Origin of the sequence: Nocardia spongicola, assembly GCF_047200775.1 — a bacterium.
Taxonomy (GTDB): Bacteria; Actinomycetota; Actinomycetes; order Mycobacteriales; family Mycobacteriaceae; genus Nocardia.
On the sequence record NZ_JBJZOO010000010.1, the window covers coordinates 94,632 to 114,772 of the forward strand.

19 protein-coding genes and 1 pseudogene are annotated in these 20,141 nt (G+C 65.9%); 14 read left to right on the forward strand and 6 right to left on the reverse strand.

All coding sequences use genetic code 11. The features are described 5' to 3' along the window. Nucleotides 1-32 precede the first annotated feature (32 nt). Entirely contained in the window at nucleotides 33-335 is a 303-nt protein-coding gene (locus ACL02S_RS17975) for a hypothetical protein (protein WP_412803595.1), read from the reverse strand. A 220-nt stretch (nucleotides 336-555) separates the two neighbouring features. On the opposite strand from ACL02S_RS17975, the gene ACL02S_RS17980 reads away from it, so the two are divergent. After that, a complete protein-coding gene (locus tag ACL02S_RS17980; protein WP_412803596.1) occupies nucleotides 556-1,422 on the forward strand; it encodes a DUF5753 domain-containing protein in 867 nt (288 codons plus the stop codon). Between the two features lie 11 nt (nucleotides 1,423-1,433). Here the strand turns inward: ACL02S_RS17980 and ACL02S_RS17985 are convergent, their stop codons facing one another. Both ACL02S_RS17985 and nagA read right to left on the reverse strand, forming a co-directional pair. Next, nucleotides 1,434-2,402 carry a hexose kinase gene (locus ACL02S_RS17985; protein WP_412803597.1) on the reverse strand — a complete coding sequence of 323 codons (969 nt, stop codon included), beginning with the start codon at nucleotides 2,400-2,402 and terminating at the stop codon, nucleotides 1,434-1,436. Next, nucleotides 2,399-3,559: an N-acetylglucosamine-6-phosphate deacetylase gene (gene nagA / locus ACL02S_RS17990; RefSeq protein ID WP_412803598.1), complete on the reverse strand. Its 1,161-nt coding sequence runs from the start codon at nucleotides 3,557-3,559 to the stop codon at nucleotides 2,399-2,401. Before nagA ends, ACL02S_RS17985 begins: the two co-directional genes overlap by 4 nt. 195 nt (nucleotides 3,560-3,754) lie before the next feature. Between nagA and ACL02S_RS17995 the strand changes: the two genes are divergently transcribed. Beyond that, nucleotides 3,755-4,420, forward strand: a complete 666-nt coding sequence (locus tag ACL02S_RS17995; protein WP_412803599.1) for a TetR/AcrR family transcriptional regulator — start codon at nucleotides 3,755-3,757, stop codon at nucleotides 4,418-4,420. Here ACL02S_RS17995 and ACL02S_RS18000 read toward each other — a convergent pair. Then, nucleotides 4,375-4,635 (reverse strand): annotated as a pseudogene (locus ACL02S_RS18000) (hypothetical protein); the annotation flags it as partial. The gene ACL02S_RS17995 and the pseudogene ACL02S_RS18000 overlap by 46 nt on opposite strands. A 1-nt stretch (nucleotide 4,636) precedes the next feature. On the opposite strand from ACL02S_RS18000, the gene ACL02S_RS18005 reads away from it, so the two are divergent. Beyond that, complete coding sequence (locus ACL02S_RS18005; protein ID WP_412803639.1) at nucleotides 4,637-4,780, forward strand: hypothetical protein; 144 nt, start codon at nucleotides 4,637-4,639, stop codon at nucleotides 4,778-4,780. Here the strand turns inward: ACL02S_RS18005 and ACL02S_RS18010 are convergent, their stop codons facing one another. Beyond that, nucleotides 4,781-5,803 carry an XdhC family protein gene (locus ACL02S_RS18010; protein WP_412803600.1) on the reverse strand — a complete coding sequence of 341 codons (1,023 nt, stop codon included), beginning with the start codon at nucleotides 5,801-5,803 and terminating at the stop codon, nucleotides 4,781-4,783. A gap of 13 nt (nucleotides 5,804-5,816) precedes the next feature. Then, entirely contained in the window at nucleotides 5,817-6,413 is a 597-nt protein-coding gene (locus ACL02S_RS18015) for a nucleotidyltransferase family protein (protein ID WP_412803601.1), read from the reverse strand. Nucleotides 6,414-6,548: 135 nt separating this feature from the next. Between ACL02S_RS18015 and uraD the strand changes: the two genes are divergently transcribed. The 11 genes from uraD (at nucleotide 6,549) to ACL02S_RS18070 (ending at nucleotide 20,077) form a co-directional block, all read left to right on the forward strand. Continuing rightward, a complete protein-coding gene (uraD, locus tag ACL02S_RS18020) occupies nucleotides 6,549-7,052 on the forward strand; it encodes a 2-oxo-4-hydroxy-4-carboxy-5-ureidoimidazoline decarboxylase (protein WP_412803602.1) in 504 nt (167 codons plus the stop codon). Nucleotides 7,053-7,176: 124 nt separating this feature from the next. Then, nucleotides 7,177-7,494, forward strand: coding sequence for a hydroxyisourate hydrolase (gene uraH, locus ACL02S_RS18025; RefSeq protein WP_412803603.1), 318 nt, complete (start codon nucleotides 7,177-7,179; stop codon nucleotides 7,492-7,494). A gap of 8 nt (nucleotides 7,495-7,502) precedes the next feature. After that, nucleotides 7,503-8,408, forward strand: coding sequence for a factor-independent urate hydroxylase (pucL, locus tag ACL02S_RS18030; protein ID WP_412803604.1), 906 nt, complete (start codon nucleotides 7,503-7,505; stop codon nucleotides 8,406-8,408). Then, a complete protein-coding gene (locus tag ACL02S_RS18035; protein ID WP_412803605.1) occupies nucleotides 8,396-9,766 on the forward strand; it encodes an 8-oxoguanine deaminase in 1,371 nt (456 codons plus the stop codon). The genes pucL and ACL02S_RS18035 overlap by 13 nt, the downstream gene beginning before the upstream one ends. A gap of 132 nt (nucleotides 9,767-9,898) precedes the next feature. Continuing rightward, entirely contained in the window at nucleotides 9,899-10,741 is an 843-nt protein-coding gene (locus ACL02S_RS18040) for an FAD binding domain-containing protein (RefSeq protein ID WP_412803606.1), read from the forward strand. Continuing rightward, entirely contained in the window at nucleotides 10,741-13,608 is a 2,868-nt protein-coding gene (locus tag ACL02S_RS18045) for a molybdopterin-dependent oxidoreductase (protein WP_412803638.1), read from the forward strand. The genes ACL02S_RS18040 and ACL02S_RS18045 overlap by 1 nt, the downstream gene beginning before the upstream one ends. Beyond that, complete coding sequence (locus tag ACL02S_RS18050) at nucleotides 13,605-14,822, forward strand: DUF6986 family protein (RefSeq protein ID WP_412803607.1); 1,218 nt, start codon at nucleotides 13,605-13,607, stop codon at nucleotides 14,820-14,822. The genes ACL02S_RS18045 and ACL02S_RS18050 overlap by 4 nt, the downstream gene beginning before the upstream one ends. A gap of 124 nt (nucleotides 14,823-14,946) precedes the next feature. Beyond that, a complete protein-coding gene (alc, locus tag ACL02S_RS18055) occupies nucleotides 14,947-15,924 on the forward strand; it encodes an allantoicase (RefSeq protein ID WP_412803608.1) in 978 nt (325 codons plus the stop codon). Continuing rightward, on the forward strand, nucleotides 15,921-16,835 hold the full coding sequence (puuE, locus tag ACL02S_RS18060; protein ID WP_412803609.1) for an allantoinase PuuE: 915 nt from the start codon (nucleotides 15,921-15,923) through the stop codon (nucleotides 16,833-16,835). The genes alc and puuE overlap by 4 nt, the downstream gene beginning before the upstream one ends. 593 nt (nucleotides 16,836-17,428) lie before the next feature. Then, nucleotides 17,429-18,715, forward strand: a complete 1,287-nt coding sequence (gene aceA, locus ACL02S_RS18065; RefSeq protein ID WP_412803610.1) for an isocitrate lyase — start codon at nucleotides 17,429-17,431, stop codon at nucleotides 18,713-18,715. 489 nt (nucleotides 18,716-19,204) lie between these two features. Continuing rightward, nucleotides 19,205-20,077 carry a 3-hydroxybutyryl-CoA dehydrogenase gene (locus ACL02S_RS18070; protein WP_412803611.1) on the forward strand — a complete coding sequence of 291 codons (873 nt, stop codon included), beginning with the start codon at nucleotides 19,205-19,207 and terminating at the stop codon, nucleotides 20,075-20,077. The last annotated feature ends 64 nt before the right edge of the window (nucleotides 20,078-20,141 follow it).

The window sequence follows — 20,141 nt, forward strand, 5'->3', positions numbered from 1 at the left end:
GGTGTTTGCTGGCGATAGGTCGAACGCGCGGATCAGCGGCGCGGCCACCTGCCCGGGCGGGGGAGCAGGGACCGATATCGGGTCGGTGTGATATCCCACGGCGCTTCGATGAGGACCAAGCCGAACAGTTCCAATCCGGTGAGTCCGATCCGGCCGGCCAAGTGCTGTAGCAGCGAAATCAGCTCCGCTGCTTGGATGGCCGCCGTCGCCTGCTCGGTGGTCACCGTCCGGCCACGTAGGTAGGACACCACCCACGCGTCGTCGTTTACCCGACGTGCCTGGTGTGGCGTCTGATCACTCACGATCCAGCCTTGGTCGATGACGTGTACGGACATCGGAACCCCCTCTAGCCCCGTTGTGCGGGTTCGGCGGGAAGCTTCCCGCTTACGCTGCGTGACGGTACGAGCGTAAGTAATGGTCAATCGATACGTCAAGTTGACCATTGCTTGTGGTGTGGCAGTCGCATCGGCGGAGTGCACCGTGGGTGCGGACCGCGCTGTGGGGGTGGGTACGGTTTTTGCACGAACAGCTGGAGCCGGAAGGACGTATCGGACGATGGCACCACTCTCGCCAACGGTCGCGCGCTGGGAGCTGATGCTCCGAATCAAGCGGCGCCGCACCGAGTTCCACGTCACCGGGTCTGTTATCGCCAAAGAGCTCGGCTTCACGCTGTCGTATTGGTCGAAGGTGGAGAAGGAACGGGTGCTTGCCGAGGACAAACTGCGCGCGTTGTTACGCCTGCTCGAATTCGTTCCGGAAGAACGTGAGGAGATGCTGCGGCTGCGCGATATCGCGAAGCGGCGCGGGTGGTGGTCGGAGTACGCGGGGCTGGTGCCGGATGAGGCGGCCCGGCTCTACGGGTTGGAGTACGGAGCACGCGATGTGCGCAGCTATACGAGCATTGTGCTTCCCGAGCTGTTGCAGACCGAGGACTACGCGCGGGCGGTGCTCGCCAATGATCGAGCCAGGGTCAGACAAGTCGATATCGACCGGTGGGTCCAGGTGCGGATGCGCCGCCAGGAGCGGCTGACCGGAGCGGAGCCGCTCCGGCTCACCGCGATCGTCCACCAGGCCGCGCTGACCCAGCGAACCGGCGGCGCCGATGTGGTGAAAGGGCAGCTGCGGCATATGCTCGCGGTTGCCGAGCACTATGCCGATGTGGTCGATATCCGCGTCATACCGTTCGACGCGCCTGGTGGTGTGTTGCTGGCAGGCGGGTCATTCCAGCTGATCGGATTCGATAGCGCGCTGCTACCTGATGTGGCGTGGACCGAGACACTGTTGCACGGTGATGTGGTCGAGGAGGCCGAGCCGGTCCGGCATCTCGCGATGATGTTCGATACCACTCTCGCCGAGCACGCGCTCTCGCGGGAGGATTCGATATCGCTGCTGGAACGCGCGCTCGATGCGCTGGAACCGTAACCGGTGTTGGATCAGGAGGAGATCTGCCCGGGCGGACTCTTCCGGGAAAACGATGGATCCAGTTCTTCGACGAGAACTGCCGGGGCGAGACGGGTCCGCAGCCCGCGGTCGATCTCACCCGCCACCGGAATGACCACAGCGGCCGCTGAGGTCGCCACCACATCGGTGAGCACGGCGGGCCAGTCCGGATCCGAGGCGGTCGCGAGGGCGGCGATCGTCGCGGCCACCGCGGAATCGCCCGCGCCGGTGGGATTCCCGGCGAGTGGTTCGGGGAGCGCGGCCGACCAGGTTCCTTCGGTGGTCACCGCGATTATCCCCTCGGGTCCGCATGTGGTGAGCACGGCGCGTACGCCGCGTTCGACAAGCGGGCGGGTGACGGTCACGATCGCCTCGGCCGTATCCACCGCGGCGCCGGTGAGGCGGCGTAGCTCGGCGCGGTTCGGCATGAGTACGACTCCGGGTACCCGAGCGGCCAGTCGCAGCGCCGCACCGTCGATATCGCAGATGGTCGGTACCCCTGCGGCGAGGGCGGTACGCGCGATCTCGGCGGGAAGCGAGGGTTCGATACCGCTCGGCAGCGAGCCGGAGATGATCAGCCCGTCCATATCGGGTAGTAGGCCTGCCACCCGGACGGCCAGCTGCTCGGCGGCATGCGGATTGGAGACGCGGGCGCCTGGCTCCCACAGCGCGGTGGCGGTACCGTCCTCGGATTCGCTGATCACCACGGTGCGCCGCACCCATGGCAGGGCGTGGACGAAGTCGACCGGCATCTCCAATTCGGCGGCGGCGGCGAATGCGTGGTCGGAGAAACCGGTAGCTCTGGCGTACTTGCCCAGCTGATTCAGCACCCGGGTCACGTTGATGCCCTTGCCGCCGATGCGTTGTTCCACTGAGCGCACCCGATGGGCTTGTCCGCGTTCGAAGCGTTCGACCCGATAGGTCATGTCGTACGCGGGATTCATTGTCACGGTGAGGATCACGACAACCACTGTCCACGTCTGAGTACCCGGCGCAACTGGAGATCGGCATCGACTGTCAGTAGATCGGCGAGCTGTCCCTGCCGCAGGTCACCGACCTCGGAGAGCCCTAGTGCGCCTGCCGGGGTCGCGGTGGCCGCCAGTACCGCCTCCCGTAGCGGGATACCGGATTCACGGACCGCGCGGACTACGCATTGCCATAGCGTGCTCGTCCCGCCCGCGATCGAGCCGTCGGCAGTCCGAGCCACTCCATCGCGCACTGTGACCGGCTGCGCGCCGAGCCGATAATCACCGTCCGCGCATCCTGCTGCCGCCATGGCATCACTGACCAGTGCGACCCGGCCGGGTGCTGCCGCAAATACCAGTGCGACGAAGCCGGGGTCGAGGTGTACGCCGTCGCTGATCAGTTCCACGGTCACGGCGCCTGCCGCGGTCGCGACCAGGGCCGCCGCGACCGGGCCCGCGTTGCGGTGGTGTAGTGGCGGCATCGCGTTCGCCAGATGGGTGACCATACTGCCGGAACCGCTGGGGCGCAGAGCGTTGTGGAATGTCGGGTAATCGGCGTCGGTGTGGCCGAGGGCGATCCGGACACCGCTTTCGGTCAGTCGCTGTACGACGGCCGGGTAGCCGGGTCGTTCCGGAGCCAGGGTCATCATGCGTATCTGCCCGCCGCCCGCGCAAAGCAATCGCTCGGTCAGTTCGGGATCAGGATCGCGGATGAACCGCGGATCCTGTGCGCCACAACGGGCCTCGGCCAGAAAAGGGCCTTCGAGATGGATGCCGCCGAGCGTGCCCTCTTCGACCAGCTCGCGCAGCATGGCGGTCTGCGCCACCAGCTGTGCGGCAGGTCCGGTGACCACACTCGCCACCACCGTGGTCGAGCCGCCCGCGTGGTGCGCGCGTGCCGCTGCTCGCGCATGCGCACCGGTGACGGTATCGAACCGGTAGCCGAACCCACCGTGATTGTGTATATCGACCAGCCCGGGGAGCACGGTTCCAGCGTGAGGTGGGTCGGACAGGTCCGGATATGCGGCCCGCCACTGCGCGATCGAGTACACCGCATCGATGCGTTCCCCGGATATCACCACCACCCCGTCGTCCACGGTGCGGTTCGCCGAAACGATCCGGCCACGGATCATCAGCGTGCGGTACCGCGTCATCTCGCCCCCGGCTGTTCGGTGCTCATGCCTGGCACAGTAGTTTGTGGCAGCGCGCACAGTAGATGCTGCCATGGTATGGATACCGGGGATGCGCCTGGTGCACAGCGCACCGTGCAGCTCGGCGAGGAACAGCGCAGGATGGATCCGCTGTACAAGAGCAGTGGCTGCGCACTGGCCGCGCGGTAGCATCGAGTGGTGACACGGCGGGGGCGCGAATCAAAAGACAGCCGCAGTTATCGTGGGCTGTCCAAGGAACAACGGGTGACCCAGCGGCAGACCCGGCTGATCGATGCCGCGCTCGACCTATTCGGCACCCAGGGCTACGCGGCCACATCCATCGAACGTCTCTGCACTGTGGCGAATGTTTCCACACGCAGCTTCTACGAGGATATGGGCAGCCGTGAGGCATTGCTCATCGCGTTGGCGAATCGCATTACCTCCTCCGCGTTGGAATGCGCTCTCGCCGCACTCGCGGAAACCGCGAACGAGCCGGTATCCGTCCGCATAACGGCGAGCTTTCGTGCCTATCTCGCGGTCAGCTGCGCTGATTCACGCTACGCGCGGGTCTGTTACGTCGAAGTGGTCGGTGTGAGTGCTGTAGTGGAGCAGTGGCGCAGGCAGCAGCGTCATCTGCTCTCGGCTCTATTGATCAGTATGGTCGGACGGCTGGTGAGCCGTGGTGCGGCAGTGCCGCAGCGGTTGGATCTGTTCGCCTTGGCCGTGATCGGGGTGGTCAATTCCCTCGCCCAGGAATTGGTGCTGAACAATCCATCGGATTCGGTGCTGGGTTTGGAGGACAGTCTCGAGGACATCTGTCAGGAAGTCGCGTATTTCATGAATTCTCGCCTCGAGCTGGCATGATCGGATTTCGCCCGCGTACGAGCGTCGTCGTCGGCGGTCTTGGTCCACACAAATGGTTTCGGGGTGGTGTCCCAGGCTTGGATGTCGGCTTTGAGTTCGGTGACGCTGTGGTGGGTTGATCGGCGGAGTTTGCGGCTGGTCGGCTCGGTGAACCAGCGTTCGACGAGGTTCGTCCAGGATGCCGATGTCGGGGTGAAATGCAGGTGGAATCGGGGGGTGACGCAGCAGCTATTTCTTGAGCTCTTGATCGAGCAGAATATCGCCGCGTTGCGCACCGTGGGCATCGATATCAAGGCCGAGCAGTTGTCCGATCTGTCCGTACTGCGCGAAGTGTATGCCGAGAGCCTTGATCTGAAGTAATCAGATCCACGACTCCACAGCGGGTTTCGCTGCTATCGAGGCGGTACCGCTGTGGGGGTGGGCCGGACGGGCGGCATCTTCGATCAGAAGTTCGGCTGCGATCGCGACCGCTACTTCAGGCGCGGTGCGCGCACCGATATCGATCCCCGCAGGCGAATGCAGCCGGGCGAGCGTCTCGTCGTCGAAACCGCCCGCGCGCAGATCGGCTATCCGCCGGATGTGCACCTGCCGTGACCCGGTGGCACCGAGATATCCGATTTCCGGTAGCCGCAGTGCCACGGTGAGTAGCGGAATCTCGAAGGCGGGGTCGTGCGCGACAACGACGATGGCTGTGCGGCTGTCGATCTCACCGGCCGCGGCGAGGGCGTTGAGATAGCGGTGTGGCCAGTCGACCACGACCTCGGCGCCGGGAAACAATTCCGGTCTGGCGAAATGCGGGTGTGCGTCACAGACTGTGACCCGGTAGCCGAGCAGGCCTGCTTGGACCGTGAGGGCGGCGGCGAAAGAGTTGGCGCCGAAGATGATCAGCCGTGGTGGCGGCGCGAACGAGGCCACGAACACGTCCGAATCCGGTAGCTCGACCAGTTCGGTGGCGTGCTTTTTCTCGGTGATCAGATGCTGGCCGATCAGATCGGTGTCGGGATGCCACACCACGGTGAAGACGGTGACTCTGTGGTGGGCTGCGATTTCGGCGGCCACATCGGGGAATTCCGGAAAATGGCGTTGGGAGAACGGCTCGATGAAGACATCCACCATCCCCTCACCGCCGCCCTCGAGGCCGGTTGGTATGGCGAAGCGGTACAGGGCGCGATGGCCGGTGCGCGCACTCCGGAATACCTCCTCGTACGCGATCTCCTCCAGTCCGTCCGCGGCGATCGCGCCGTAGACGCCTCCGTCTGGGTCGACCAGCATGGCTGAGCCCAGCGGCAACGAGGCGGATCCCATGGTGCGTACTACGGTCGCCAGCCCGCCGGTCCGCCCGGAATGCCATATCCGCAAGAGGTCATCGACGATGTCCCGCATCAGTCAGCTCCGATCACCGGGCGGTTGTGGCAGGGAAGTCGCGATCCATACCCGTCGCCAGGTCGTCACACGTGACGCACACCATATCCGATTTATCACGTAAATAGGTTCTGGCCCCGGAATCTCCTGTCGCGGAAGCGATGACCGCGTTCCAGTGCGCGGATGCGAGTACGACGGGATGTCCTGGTGTGTTGTGGAACACAGCACGAGCCAGGCCATGTGGTGCCGTGCGTGCGGCGGCGAGCACGCGGGCGACCACGTCGGCGCCGACATCGGGGGTGTCCACCGGCATGATCGCGGCGTAATGCGCGGGCGTGCGTGCCACTGCGCGGAGTCCGGCCCGCAAGGCGGCACTGAGCCCGGTGGCCCAGTCGGCTGCCCATACGTGCTCGGTGCCCGGTGGTAGATCGACGAGGTATGGCTTAGGTCCGGTCGCACCGAGTACGACGATCACCGGATCGCAGCCACCGTCGGCAAGCGCTCGCACCGCTGTGCGTAGCCATGCGCCTCCTTCGGCGAGCGCTTTGGGGCGCCCATACCGTGTGCCCGCACCTGCGGCGAGCACGATACCCGCGCAGGACGTTGCCGCGAGGTGGGCGGGGGCGACCATGATGTCACGGTAGTACCGCTCGGTATGTTCTGCACGGTGCGTGATCGGAGTCGGTGAACATGCCGCGGCGGCGGGGGAGGGTGATCCGTCCCGCTCCGGCTGGCGGACCGCACGGTCGTATTCGATGCTGGACTGATGACAGATCAGCTATCAGGGCTCGCGGCGTTCGACGCATTGCCGAGTGCCGCGGCATATGCGGCGGTGCTCGACTGCTGCTCATCGCCGGGCTTCGCGCGCGAGCTGATCGCGGGCCGTCCCTACGGGAACGTTGCCGCGCTGCTCGATGCGGCCGACGCGGCGTTGGCACTGCAGCCGGAGTCCGAAATCGAACTCGCTCTCGCGGGACATCCCCGGATCGGGGAGCGGCCGGATTCCGCCGCCTCGGCGCGGGAGCAAGCCGGAGTAGCCTCGGCTGCGGAGCCGGTCCGCGCCGCGCTCGCCGCGGGCAATCGAGCCTACGAACAGCGGTTCGGGCATATCTACCTGGTCTGCGCGACCGGTAAGTCGGCCGACGAGTTGCTCGAGCTGCTCACCGCCCGGCTGCGCAATGATGCCGAGACCGAGAGGCGAGTCATGCGGACAGAACTGGCAAAGATCAACCGCATCCGGCTGCGCGCACTGCTGGGGGTTCCGGCATGAGCGCGTCAGGCCCGGAGGTGGTAGCGCAGCGTGGCCACGGAGGGCTGCGCTCGTGCCGAGATGGGCAGAGCATGAGCGCGTCAGGCCCGGAGGTGGTAGCGCAGCGTGGCCATGCGGTTACCGCATGAGCACGCTGAGCACGCATGTACTGGACGCGGTGCTCGGGATGCCTGCCGTCGGCGTCGCTGTGACGCTGTACCGGCAGGCCGAACGGCTCGGTTCGGGGCAGACCGATACCGATGGCCGGATCGGGTCGCTCGGTGAAGCGCTCGAACCGGGAACGTATCGATTGGTGTTCGACACCGGCGCTTATTTCGCCCGGCTCGAGGTCGAAGCCTTCTACCCGGAGGTCGCCATCACGTTTGTCATCACCGAACAGCGGCATTACCACGTTCCGGTGCTGCTGTCGCCATTCGCTTTTTCCACCTATCGAGGGAGCTGACCACAACTATGGAATTGACCGGCCCGATCGTCCTATCGGATCACCGATACGGCAAGGCCGAGAATCGGATCGTCCGGATATATCGGGAGACGGCGCGGCACGAGATCCGCGATCTGAACGTCTCCACGGTGCTGCGCGGTGATTTCGACGATGCCTACATCACAGGCGACCAGACCAATGTGCTGCCAACCGATACACAGAAACAGACTGCCTACGCATTCGCCAAAGATCCGCTGCTGCGCACGATCGAGGATTACGGGCTCGCGCTGGCCGACCATTTCGTCACCACGGTCGAGCCGGTGGCCAGTGCGCGGGTCGAGATCGACGAGTACGCCTGGCAGCGGGTCTCGGTCGATGGGGTGGAGCACGACCATACCTGGGTGCGTCAGGGCCCTGAGGTGCGTACCGCGGCGATCACCGTAACCGGTACGGGTGCGCAACGGCAGGCCTGGGTGCTCGGCGGAGTCAAGGACCTGACCATTCTCAAGTCCACCGGTTCCGAATTCACCGATTTCCTGACCGATGATTTCACCGTGCTCACCCCGACCCGTGATCGGATGCTGGCCACTTCGCTGGTCGCCGAGTGGCGCTTCGCGGCCACCGAGGGGATCGCCTGGGACGAGGTCTACGCGGGAGTGCGAGCGCGGTTGGTCGAGACCTTCGCGACCTGGCATTCCAAGGCGTTGCAGGAGACGCTGTTCGAGATGGGTAAGGCAGCACTGGAGGCATATCCGGTACTGGCCGAAATCCGGCTCACGGCGCCGAACAAGCACCATTTCGATTACGAGCTGGCCCGATTCGGCATCGAGAACCATGGCGAGGTCTATCACGCCGATGACCGCCCTTACGGCTTGATCCACGCCACCGTGGCCCGTGCCGACGCACCGGAAGCGGGGCAGGCATGGACCAGGTAACCGTTATCACGGGCTGTGCCATCGCCACCGTCGACAGCCGTGGCACCGAGTATCGGGAAGGCTACGTCGTTATCCGCGGCAACCGGATCGATGCGGTCGGCGCGGGCGAACCGCCAGAGCCGGTGGCCGGCGCGCAAGGTATCAGACGTATCGATGGAAGCGGCTGCCTGCTGACTCCAGGATTGGTGAACACCCACCACCATCTCTATCAGTGGATAACCCGTGGTCTGGCCGCGGACAATACGTTGTTCGAGTGGTTGACCACGCTCTATCCCATCTGGGCTGGTATCGACGAGGACGCGGTGCGGGTCGCGGCTACCGGCGCGCTCGCCGCGCTCGCGCGTACCGGGTGCACCACCACCACCGATCATCACTATGTGTTCCCACGCGAGGGTGGTGATCTGCTCGGCGCCGAGATCACCGCGGCGGCCGAGGTGGGCCTGCGATTCCATCCCTGCCGTGGCTCGATGGACTTGGGGGCGAGCGCGGGTGGGTTGCCGCCCGATCATGTGGTCGAGAGTCTCGATGCCATCCTCGCCGCGAGCGCGGAGGCTGTGGCGCGCTGGCATGATCCGTCGTTCGATGCGATGGTGCGGATCGCTCTGGCGCCGTGTTCGCCGTTCTCGGTGACGCCGGAACTATTGCGGGAATCGGCGGCGCTGGCCCGCGAAGTCGGGGTCCGGCTGCACACTCATCTGGCCGAGACCATCGATGAGCAAGATTATTGTGCGCAGACCTTCGGCTGTACGCCCGCGCAGTATATGGAGCAGCTCGGCTGGCTCGGTCCTGATGTCTGGTACGCACATGCCGTCCACCTCGACGATGCCGCGATCGAGACCATGGCAGGCACCGGCACCGGTGTGGCGCATTGCCCTACCTCGAATGCGCGGCTCGGGGCAGGTGTCGCGCGGATCGCCGACCTGGTGCGGGCAGGTGTTCCGGTAGGGCTCGGTGTCGACGGGGCGGCGAGCAATGAGGCGAGTTCGATGATCGAGGAGCCGCGTAACGCGCTGCTGTGGGCGCGTAACCGGGGTGGGCCCCGCGCGATGACGGTGCGTACCGCGCTGGAGCTGGCCACCATGGGCGGTGCGCGAGTGCTCGGCCGTGCTGCCGAGATCGGCTCGATCGAGGTGGGCAAGCTGGCGGATCTGGCACTGTGGCGCCTGGATACGGCCGCGCATGCCGGGATCGAGGATCCGGTGGTCGCGCTGCTCCTCGGTTCGCCGCCACCACTGGCCGCGCTGCTGGTGAACGGGCGCGAGGTGGTGCGGGAAGGTGAGGTGCGCACTGTCGCCATGGATACCGTCGCTACCGAGGTAGCCCAAGCGCAGGTGGCGTTGCGCGCGAAGGCGGGGTGAGCACTCGGCCGGGTATGCCACGGGTGGTTGTCTCACGACCGGGTAACAGTCACGCAATCTGAGGCATCCATGCGCAATATCGCGGCAACCAACTGGTTCTACCGTGGCGAGGACTCAGGAACGAGGTGATACGTGGACCTGGACACGATCCGCGAGATAGTGGTCGCTCGGGAGCGAGCGGACCTGGGATTACTCGATCCATCGGCCGCAGTGCTTTCCGGGGGGACCTTCTTGTTCTCCGAGCCACAGGATCAGCTGGTACGACTGGTCGACATCACGAGTATGGGCTGGCCCGCGTTGCGCGCGGTGGACGATGGCCTGGAGATCGCGGCGACGTGCACCTTGGCCGAGTTCTCTGGAGCGATGCCAGGCCATGAGCTGGGGGTGCCGGTACTGCGCGAGCTGTGGCCTGGCACCGCGCTGTTCGCACAGTCCTGCCGGGCGCTGCTGGCTTCGCACAAGATCTGGCGCACCGCCACCGTCGGGGGCAATGTCTGCCTCGCGTTGCCAGCGGGCGCGGTGCTCGGCGCACTGGTCGCACTCGATGGGGTGGCGCTGGTGTGGGCAGCGGACGGGAGCGATCGAGTCGTTCCGATGCGGGACTTCGTCCTCGGTCCTGGGCGGACCGTGCTGCGGCAGGGGGAAGTGTTGCGCTCGGTGTTTCTGCCACCGGCGAGCCTGCTGGCGCACACCAGCTTCCGGAAGATCGCGTTCGCCCCGCTCGGTCGCTCCGGTGCCGTGGTGATGGGGCGTCGGGAACCGGATGGCCGCAGCGCGATCACCATTACCGCCGCCACGACCAGACCGGTCGTTCTGGACTTCAGTGCGCCGCCGAGCGAGTCGACGGTACAACGCGCGCTCGATGCCATCGAGCCGGGCCTCTGGTTCGCCGACCCGCACGGGTCGCCGGAGTGGCGGCAGCATGTCGCCGGGCTGCTCGCCCGCGAGGCCGCCGGGGAACTGAGGGGAGCATGATGCGATTCGAAGTGGACGGCACCGCCGTCGAGATCGAGGTACGGCCAGGGCAGTGTCTGCGCACCGCATTGCGGGAGAGCGGCCACTCAGCGGTGAAGAAAGGGTGTGACGCGGGCGATTGCGGGGCCTGTTCGGTGTTGGTCGACGGAATGACGGTGCACTCCTGCATATTTCCCGCCTATCGTGCCGCCGGACGGTCGGTCACCACAGCCGCTGGGCTGGGGACACCAGAGCATCCGCACCCGGTGCAGCGCCGGTTTGTCGACCGCGCCGGATTCCAATGCGGGTTCTGCACCGCGGGCATGGTCGTCACCGCGGCAGGCCTCGGTTGTGGCGAGGCGAACCGGGACCGAACCGAGCCCGAACTCGACGAATTGATGAAGGGAAACCTGTGCCGTTGTACGGGCTACCGGGCGATCAAGGCGGCATTGGGCGCGCAGACCACTCCGGCCGAGCTCCCAACCACGGCGGAACACACCGCGACCGGTACCGGGGGCGTCGGTGCCGGAGTCGGCGCCCCAGCCGGTCTGCGCATCGTCACCGGTAGGGAACCGTTCACTCTCGATCTGCCCGCTGTCGCCGCGGCGGAGGCGCCGACTGTCGAGAGCGGGCAAGGCACCGGCGGTACCGCGAGCGGGCCGTCGACCGCACCACTGCACCTCGAGGTGCTGCGCAGTCCGCATCCGCATGCGCGGATCCGATCCATCGACACCGCGGCCGCCGAGGCGTTGCCGGGGGTGCACGCGGTGCTCACCTACGCCGATGCCCCTGAGGTGGCGTTTTCGACGGCACGGCACGAGCTGCGGACCGATGATCCCGACGACACCTATGTGCTCGACCGGACCGTCCGATTCGTCGGGCAACGGGTGGCCGCGGTAGTGGCCGATAGCGTCGCGACCGCCCGTGCGGCCACTCAGCTACTGCAGGTCGATTACGAGATCTTGCCCGCGGTATTCGAGCCGGAAGAGGCGCTGCGGGCCGATGCGCCGAAACTGCATGGGGACAAACCGGAATCGGCTCGAATCGCAGATCCCGACCGTAATGTGATCGCGGAACTGCATGGCGAGGTCGGCGATATGGCGGCGGGGTCGGCCGCGGCGGCCCATGTGGTGCGTGGGGTGTGGCATACCCCCCGCGGGCAGCACGTGCACCTGGAAACACACGGTGGGGTCGGATGGCTGGACGATACGGGCAGGCTCGTCCTCCGGTGCAGCACCCAGACGCCGTATCTGGTGCGTGATGAGCTGTGTCATATTTTCGGATTGCGGCCGGAGCGGGTGCGCGTATTCGCGGCAAGGGTCGGCGGCGGATTCGGCGCGAAACAGGAGATGCTCGCCGAGGACCTGATCGCGCTGGCGGTCCTGCGTACCGGCAGACCGGTGCAGTACGAGTTCACCCGTTCCGATGAGTTCACCGCCGCGATTTCTCGGCATCCGATGCGGATCGCGGTAACGGTGGGGGCCGACGCGCACGGCGCGCTGACCGCATTGGCCATCGAGGTACTCGCCGACGCGGGAGCCTACGGCAACCACAGTGTGGGCGTGCTGTTCCACAGCGTCGGCGAGACGATGGGGCTCTACCGCTGTGCCAATAAGCGGGTGGACGCACAAACGGTGTACACCAACAACCTCCCCTCCGGGGCGTTCCGCGGCTATGGCCTCGGACAGGTGCTGTTCGGGCTGGAGTCGGCGCTGGACGATCTCGCGCGCGAGCTCGATATGGATCCGTTCGAATTCCGGCGCCGCAATGTCGTGGTTCCCGGTGAGCCGTTCGTCGGCGCCGAGGTGTTCGACGACGACCTGATGTTCGGCAGTTACGGTTTGGACCAGTGTCTCGATCTCACCGAGCGGGCATTGCTGCGCGGTAACGAGGTGCGCCCGCCTGGCCCGGAGTGGCGGGTCGGCACCGGTATGGCGGTCGCGATGATCGCGACCATCCCACCGAACGGCCACCGGTCGGCGGCGACCGCGTCGCTATTGTCCGACGGCCGCTACGAGATACGGGTAGGCACCGCGGAATTCGGCAATGGTGCCACCACATCGCATGTACAGCTCGTGGCCACCGCGCTGAACACGGAGGTGTCCCGGGTGGTGATCCGGCATGCCGATACCGACTCGGCGGGGCACGACACCGGCGCTTTCGGCTCCACCGGTGTAGTGGTTGCGGGCAAGGCGGTCTACGCGGCCGCATGCGCTCTGCGCGATCTCCTGTTGGCCAGGGCAGCGGAACTGTCGGGAGTTCCGGAGCGGGACTGCGTACTGCAGGCGGATGGTGTGCGTTGCGGTGAGCGGTTACTCGGCGCGGCCGAGTTGCTGGCAGGCGGCGAGCTCATCGCGCACGGTGAGCACGGGGGCAGTCCCCGATCGGTGAGTTTCAATGTGCACGCTTTCCGGGTCGCCGTGCATCCCGACACCGGCTCGGTCCGCATCCTGCAGTCGATCCAGGCCGTCGACGCGGGCACCGTACTCAATCCGGTGCAGTGCCTCGGGCAGGTGGAAGGTGGTATCGCACAGGCGATCGGTACCTCGCTGTACGAGGATATGCGCAGCGAGGACGGTGTGGTGCTCACCCGAGGCTTGCGGCAATACCATGTGCCGCAATTCGCCGATATCCCGCGCACCGAGGTGTACTTCGCCGAAACGTTCGACACTCTGGGGCCATTGGGTGCCAAGTCGATGGGTGAGTCGCCGTACAATCCGGTCGCGCCTGCCCTGGCCAATGCGATCCGTGACGCGGTCGGCGTCCGACTGGTCCGATTGCCGATGTCCGCGGACCGGATCTGGGCGGCGCTGCGAGAGCAAGAGAAGCCGGGAGAGCGGGAAGGGCCGGGGGAGCAGCAGGCGTTGCGAGAGCGGGAGATGCGATGAGCAGGATGCCCGAGCACGTCCGTGCGCGGATCGAAGCGATGCTCGACAAAGTGGACGCGGAGTTGCGGCACCATTATCCCGGGCCGGGTAACCGGACCCAGCCGATTCACACCGTCTACGTCCCCGCTGATCGGGTTGCCGAGGAAACCCCCGCCGAATGGGGCATGGCCGCGGTCGAACTGCTCGACCGCCACCACGATCTGCTGACCACGCTCGATCGGACCGATGCGTTGCCCGAGGTACGGCGGCGGCTGCACCATGACCCGGTCCAGGACCTGCGCATCGACTTCGAGGACAGTTATGGCTTGCGCGCCGATGCCGAAGAGGACCGGGCGGCGACGGCGGCGGGTGCCGTGCTCGCGGCCTGGTCTCGCCGCGGTGATGGCCCGGTGAGCAGCGGGATCAGGATAAAGGGCCTGGCGAGCGGTGAGCGTCGGCGAGCGCTGCGCACCCTCGAGTTGGTGCTGGAAGGCGCGGGCGGGGTGCCCAGCGGATTTGTCTTCACCGTGCCGAAAATTCGTTCCGCGCAGCAGGTTCCGGCACTGGTGCAACTGTGCGCCGGATTGGAACGCGGCTATGGCGTCGCCGATGGCAGTCTGCGCTTCGAGCTACAGATCGAGAGTCCGCAGGCGATTCTCGCGGCAGATGGCTCCGTACCGGTCGCCGCCATGCCCGCGCTGGCCGAAGGGCGTTGCGCTGCCCTGCACTTCGGCACATATGACTACACCGCGGCATGTGGTGTCGCCGCGGCGGATCAGGCGCTGGATCATCCGGCTGCCGATTACGCGAAGGCGGTTATGCAGATCGCGACCGCGCAGACCGGGGTATGGGTATGCGACGGTTCCACGCAGATCGTGCCGGATACCGATGCGGAGGCCGCGCTGCGCAACCACCACCGGCTGGTCACCCGAGCCCTGCGGCGCGGCTACTACCAGGGCTGGGATATGCATCCCGGGCACCTGATCACGCGCTGGCTGGCCACCTACGACTTCTTCCGTCAGGCGATCGATGTGGCGGTGCCGCGCCTGCGGAACTATCTGGCCCGGCGTAGCGATGACATCATCGACGAGCCCGCCACCGCGGAAGCATTGGCAGCTACCGTACTGCGCGGGATCGGCTGTGGCGCCCGCCGAGACGCGGGCGCGCCTGAGCTGTCCGAGGCGGTCCTGCGCGCACTCGTCGCGCGTGCGCCGCTCCCGGGAGAAGCGCGGTGATCTGCTATTCGCAGGGTGCGGTTGGCAGCGGCGTGTAGCGCCTGCGACTTGTAGTTTCAGCAATTTTCAGTGCCGGCAACTCGTAGTGCCGGCGAAGTATGGTTCCAGCGAAACAGGAGGCGTGATGCGCGACCAGACCGGGGACGAAGAGTTCACCCTGCTGCCGGATCTGGCTGTCCGTCCGCTCGGCGGTTCGGTGATCTGGGCCGATGACGAATTCTTCGCGGAGAAGGAGAATTTGATCAATCCAGGCCCTGCCGTGTATCAGCCGTCCAGCTTCGGGCACAAAGGCCAGATCTATGACGGCTGGGAGAGCCGCAGGCATCGTGGGCAGCCCGGTGACGACTCCGCGATCGTGCGGCTGGGCATACCTGGGGTGATCCGTGGACTCGTGGTCGATACCGCGTGGTTCACCGGTAACTACCCACCTGCGGTCTCGGTGTCGGCGCTGGAGCTGTCGGGCTATCCGCCCGCGACGGAGATCGCCGAGCGGACCGACTGGGTGACCCTGCTCGATCGCGCGCCGGTCACAGGGGATAGCCGCAACCTGTTCCCCGTCGAGAACGAACAGCGCTGGACCCACGTGAAGCTGACAATGCATCCGGACGGTGGCGTAGCCAGGCTGCGTGTGCACGGCGAGGCGCGGCCCGATCCCGAACTGCTCGGGCTCGGCCCGCTGGATCTGGCCGCACTGGAGAACGGCGCGCTGGTGCTGGACTGCTCCAACCGCTTCTACAGCGCACCCAATCAGCTGCTCTATCCAGGTCAGGCCCGGTCGATGGGGGAGGGCTGGGAGACCGCTCGCCGCAGGGACGAGGGCAACGACTGGGTACGAATCCGCCTGGCCGGACCTGGCCTGATTCGTCTCGCCGAGCTGGATACCTCCTACTTCCTCGGTAACAGCCCCGGTTCGGCCAGGCTAACCGGCCGCACCAGCGACGGCACCGAGGTGGAGTTGTTGCCGCGCACCGCACTGCAACCCGATACCAGGCACCGGTTCCCGATCGCGCCGATAGCCGCATCGGTGGAGGAGGTCCGTTTGGACATCTATCCCGACGGCGGGCTGGCGCGGCTGCGCCTTTACGGTGAGTTCGGCGCATGAACACGGGCGCTAGAGATTTCCTCGGTTACGGCCGGACCCCGCCGGACCCGCACTGGCCGGGTGACGCGCGGATCGCGGTGCAGTTCGTGCTCAATTACGAGGAGGGCGGCGAGAACAACGTTCTCGACGGCGATGAGCACTCCGAGACGTTTCTCTCGGAGATCACTCCGGCGGAAGCATTCCCGAACCGGCATATGAGCATGGAATCGCTCTACGAATATGGTTCCAGGGCCGGGTTGTGGCGGGTGCTGCGGGTTTTCCAGCGGCGCGGATTACCGTTGACGATCTTCGCGGTCGCCCGCGCGATGCAGCGTAATCCGGAGGCGGTAGCGGCTTTCCTCGAGCTCGGTCACGAGATCGCCTGCCACGGGTTGCGCTGGAAGTCTTATCAGCTGACCGACCGTGATACCGAACGCGCGCATATGGCCGAGGCGGTGCGTATCCTGACCGAGCTGACCGGCGCGGCGCCATTGGGCTGGTACACAGGCCGTGACTCGCCGCACACCAGGGAACTGGTGGTGGAACACGGCGGGTTCGTCTACGACGCGGATTCCTATGCCGACGATGTGCCGTACTGGGTGCGGGTGCGCGGCCGTGACCATCTGGTGGTGCCCTACACCCTCGACACCAATGACATGCGCTTCGCCTCACCCGCCGGTTTCCCGACCGGTGAGCAATTCTTCGCACATCTGCGCGATGCCTTCGACGTGCTCTATCGGGAGGGTGCGGAAGGCAGCCCGAAGATGCTGTCGATCGGGCTGCACTGCAGACTCGTCGGACGTCCTGCCCGCACCGCCGCGCTGGAGCGGTTCCTCGACCACGTGCAGTCACACGATCAGGTATGGATCACCCGGCGTATCGATATCGCCGAACACTGGCGTTCGGTGCATCCGCCGCACGCTTCGTCCTGAGCTCCGCGCCGGATCGAGAAGCGTTCGCTTCCGGAAGTGAATGCACAGGCTGTTCTCTGGATCGGCGCTGGGCCTGCGAGCGCTCGCGGGCCGCACTCGCACCGCTGGCGTGGCCGTTGGCATGGGTGTAGCCGACCTGCCTGGTGGCCGTACGACAACCGGGCTGTCAGCGACGCGATTCGAGGCGGTGCGCCTGGTATCGGAACTGCCCGAGCCGGCCGTCGATCATCAGGTGGTGCGGGACACAGTGAGATTGTGAATGTGCTCACAAGGGGGTGCCCGCGGGTGCGATATCGGTGGACCGCATGCCGATTGCTAACAGTACGAGCGTTACGCTGAAACCGCACGTCAGGACTACCGGCCAGTAGATTGCATCGGTGCAATTCGTTGGCAAATTTTACAAAGTTAGCAAATGGCGCTGGAAAACTAGCTCATATTCACAATAGCAACAGGTAGACGCCAATTTCCGTGTGTGCAATCGTGTTGAAGTACACCCCAAGGGCCTAGCAAGCCTGCAAAGTGCCGCTCCAGCAGTTCGAGTTGCTCATAGCTCGGCCGGGCGGTATAGACCGAACGAAGAAGTGGAGTCACAGATGTCGACCACCGGCACCCCGAGGACCGCCGCGGAAATCCAGCAGGATTGGGACACCAACCCCCGCTGGAAGGGCGTCACTCGTAACTACACCGCGGAGCAGGTGTCGAAGCTCCAGGGCACCGTCCTCGAGGAGTCCACCCTCGCCCGCCGCGGCTCGGAGATCCTGTGGGATCTCGTCAACAACGAGGACTACATCAACTCCCTCGGCGCCCTCACCGGCAACATGGCGGTCCAGCAGGTCCGGGCCGGCCTGAAGGCCATCTACCTGTCGGGCTGGCAGGTCGCCGGTGACGCGAACCTGTCCGGGCACACCTACCCCGACCAGTCGCTGTACCCGGCCAACTCGGTTCCGGCCGTGGTCCGTCGCATCAACAACGCGCTGCTGCGCGCCGACGAGATCGCCAAGGTCGAGGGCGACACCGCCGTGTCCAACTGGCTGGCGCCGATCGTCGCCGACGCCGAGGCCGGCTTCGGTGGCGCGCTGAACGCCTACGAGCTGCAGAAGGCCATGATCGCCGCGGGCGCGGCCGGTGTGCACTGGGAGGACCAGCTCGCTTCCGAGAAGAAGTGCGGCCACCTGGGCGGCAAGGTGCTGATCCCGACCCAGCAGCACATCCGCACCCTGACCTCCGCGCGTCTGGCCGCCGATGTCGCCGACGTCCCGTCGGTGATCATCGCCCGCACCGACGCCGAGGCCGCCACCCTGATCACCTCCGATGTGGACGAGCGCGACCGCGAGTTCCTGGACGGCACCCGCACCGCCGAGGGCTTCTACGGCGTCAAGAACGGCATCGAGCCCTGCATCGCGCGTGCCAAGGCCTACGCCCCCTACGCCGACCTGATCTGGATGGAGACCGGCACCCCGGACCTGGAGCTGGCCAAGAAGTTCTCCGAGGCCGTGCGCAGCGAGTTCCCCGACCAGCTGCTGGCCTACAACTGCTCGCCGTCGTTCAACTGGAAGGCGCACCTGGACGACGCGACCATCGCGAAGTTCCAGAAGGAACTGGGCGCGATGGGCTTCAAGTTCCAGTTCATCACCCTGGCCGGCTTCCACTCGCTCAACTACGGCATGTACGACCTGGCCTACGGCTACGCTCGCGAGGGCATGACCGCCTACGTCGACCTGCAGGAGCGCGAGTTCGCCGCCGAGGCGCGTGGCTACACCGCCACCAAGCACCAGCGTGAGGTCGGCGCCGGTTACTTCGACCTGATCGCCACCACCGTCGACCCGAACACCTCGACGGCCGCGCTCAAGGGCTCCACCGAAGAGGGGCAGTTCCACTGAGTTGGATTTGCAGCGCCTGCGGCGCTGCGTGTTCGCGGCCTCTCGAGGTTTGCGTCCGAGCGGCCGAGACTCGCGCCTTCGGCGCATGCGCTTCGGCCACTCGGACGCAAGCCGGCCGCGAACGGTGCTCGTAAGACTCGCACCCGGCGGGGCTGGGTGGGTGAGGATCGGGTACTTGCTTGATCGGCAGTGCGTAGCACTGCTTGTGCGATGGCCTCGGGTTTCGGTGGTTGCGGAAGTAACGAATCATCGACGACTCGGGGTCGCATACGGTGCTCGTTAGGGAAAAGGGGTTTCCCGACGTGAATACCGACAATCCTCTACTCCGGTAGGGGTGTACTGCCCTCCCCGCCGAACAGCCCCGGCGGGGAGGGCATCCCTATACCTTGGGCCCTTATAACTTGGACCGTCGAAGGGTTCGCTCGTACCGGATCGGCCCCTTCGCCACAAAGCCACCCGACAGCCAGACAAACTCAGCAGGAGCGGGACGTGAGCAGCGAAAAGATCCAACGCGTCGGTATCATCGGTGCCGGTCAGATGGGCGCCGGAATCGCGGAGGTGTGCGCGAGGGCGCATGTCGACGTGCTGGTGTACGAGCAGACCAGGGAACTGGCCGCGGCGGGTCGCGCCCGCATTCTGCGGTCGCTCGACCGTGGCGTGAGCAGCGGAAAGATCACCGAGCGGGAGCGCGAACAGGCCGCGTGGCGGCTGCGGTTCACCTCCGATCTCGGTGATTTCGCCGATCGCCAGCTTGTGGTCGAAGCGGTGCTGGAGGACGAGAAGGTGAAGACGAGTATCTTCGCCGAACTCGACAAGGTCGTCACCGATCCTTCCGCCGTGCTGGCCTCCAACACCTCTTCCATTCCGATCATGAAGATCGCGGTCGCCACGGCGAACCCGGAGCGCGTGGTCGGCATGCACTTCTTCAACCCTGTTCCGGTGCTGCCGCTGGTCGAGCTGGTCACCACGCTCAAGACCAGTGAGTCGGTTGCCGCGCGGGCCGAGGCCTTCGCAGGCGATGTGCTCGGCAAGCAGGTGGTGCGCTCCGCCGACCGCTCCGGTTTCGTGGTCAACGCGCTGCTGGTGCCGTACCTGCTGTCGGCCATCCGCATGGTCGAATCCGGTTTCGCCACCAAGGAAGACGTCGACAAGGCGATGGTGCTCGGCTGCGCCCACCCGATGGGCCCGCTGGCGCTGACCGACCTGGTCGGCCTCGACACCGTGAAATCCATCGCCGACTCGATGTACGAGGAGTTCAAGGAGCCGCTGTACTCGGCGCCGCCGCTGCTCATGCGCATGGTGGAGGCCGGGTTGCTCGGTAAGAAGACCGGCGCGGGCTTCTACCAGTACAACAACCGCTAGATCCTCGACTGTGCCGGAAGGAACACAGGCCAGGCGCGGGCGTTTATCGCGGACCAGGATGCCA

Coding starts and splice junctions, on each gene's coding strand:
- ACL02S_RS18035 (WP_412803605.1), top strand. CDS start 8,396: ATGGACCAGGTAACCGTTATCACGGGCTGTGCCATCGCCACCGTCGAC.
- aceA (WP_412803610.1), top strand. CDS start 17,429: ATGTCGACCACCGGCACCCCGAGGACCGCCGCGGAAATCCAGCAGGAT.
- ACL02S_RS17980 (WP_412803596.1), top strand. CDS start 556: ATGGCACCACTCTCGCCAACGGTCGCGCGCTGGGAGCTGATGCTCCGA.
- ACL02S_RS18015 (WP_412803601.1), bottom strand. CDS start 6,413: ATGGTCGCCCCCGCCCACCTCGCGGCAACGTCCTGCGCGGGTATCGTG.
- ACL02S_RS18010 (WP_412803600.1), bottom strand. CDS start 5,803: ATGCGGGACATCGTCGATGACCTCTTGCGGATATGGCATTCCGGGCGG.
- ACL02S_RS18045 (WP_412803638.1), top strand. CDS start 10,741: ATGCGATTCGAAGTGGACGGCACCGCCGTCGAGATCGAGGTACGGCCA.
- pucL (WP_412803604.1), top strand. CDS start 7,503: ATGGAATTGACCGGCCCGATCGTCCTATCGGATCACCGATACGGCAAG.
- uraD (WP_412803602.1), top strand. CDS start 6,549: ATGACAGATCAGCTATCAGGGCTCGCGGCGTTCGACGCATTGCCGAGT.
- uraH (WP_412803603.1), top strand. CDS start 7,177: ATGAGCACGCTGAGCACGCATGTACTGGACGCGGTGCTCGGGATGCCT.
- nagA (WP_412803598.1), bottom strand. CDS start 3,559: ATGACGCGGTACCGCACGCTGATGATCCGTGGCCGGATCGTTTCGGCG.
- ACL02S_RS17975 (WP_412803595.1), bottom strand. CDS start 335: ATGTCCGTACACGTCATCGACCAAGGCTGGATCGTGAGTGATCAGACG.
- puuE (WP_412803609.1), top strand. CDS start 15,921: ATGAACACGGGCGCTAGAGATTTCCTCGGTTACGGCCGGACCCCGCCG.
- alc (WP_412803608.1), top strand. CDS start 14,947: ATGCGCGACCAGACCGGGGACGAAGAGTTCACCCTGCTGCCGGATCTG.
- ACL02S_RS18050 (WP_412803607.1), top strand. CDS start 13,605: ATGAGCAGGATGCCCGAGCACGTCCGTGCGCGGATCGAAGCGATGCTC.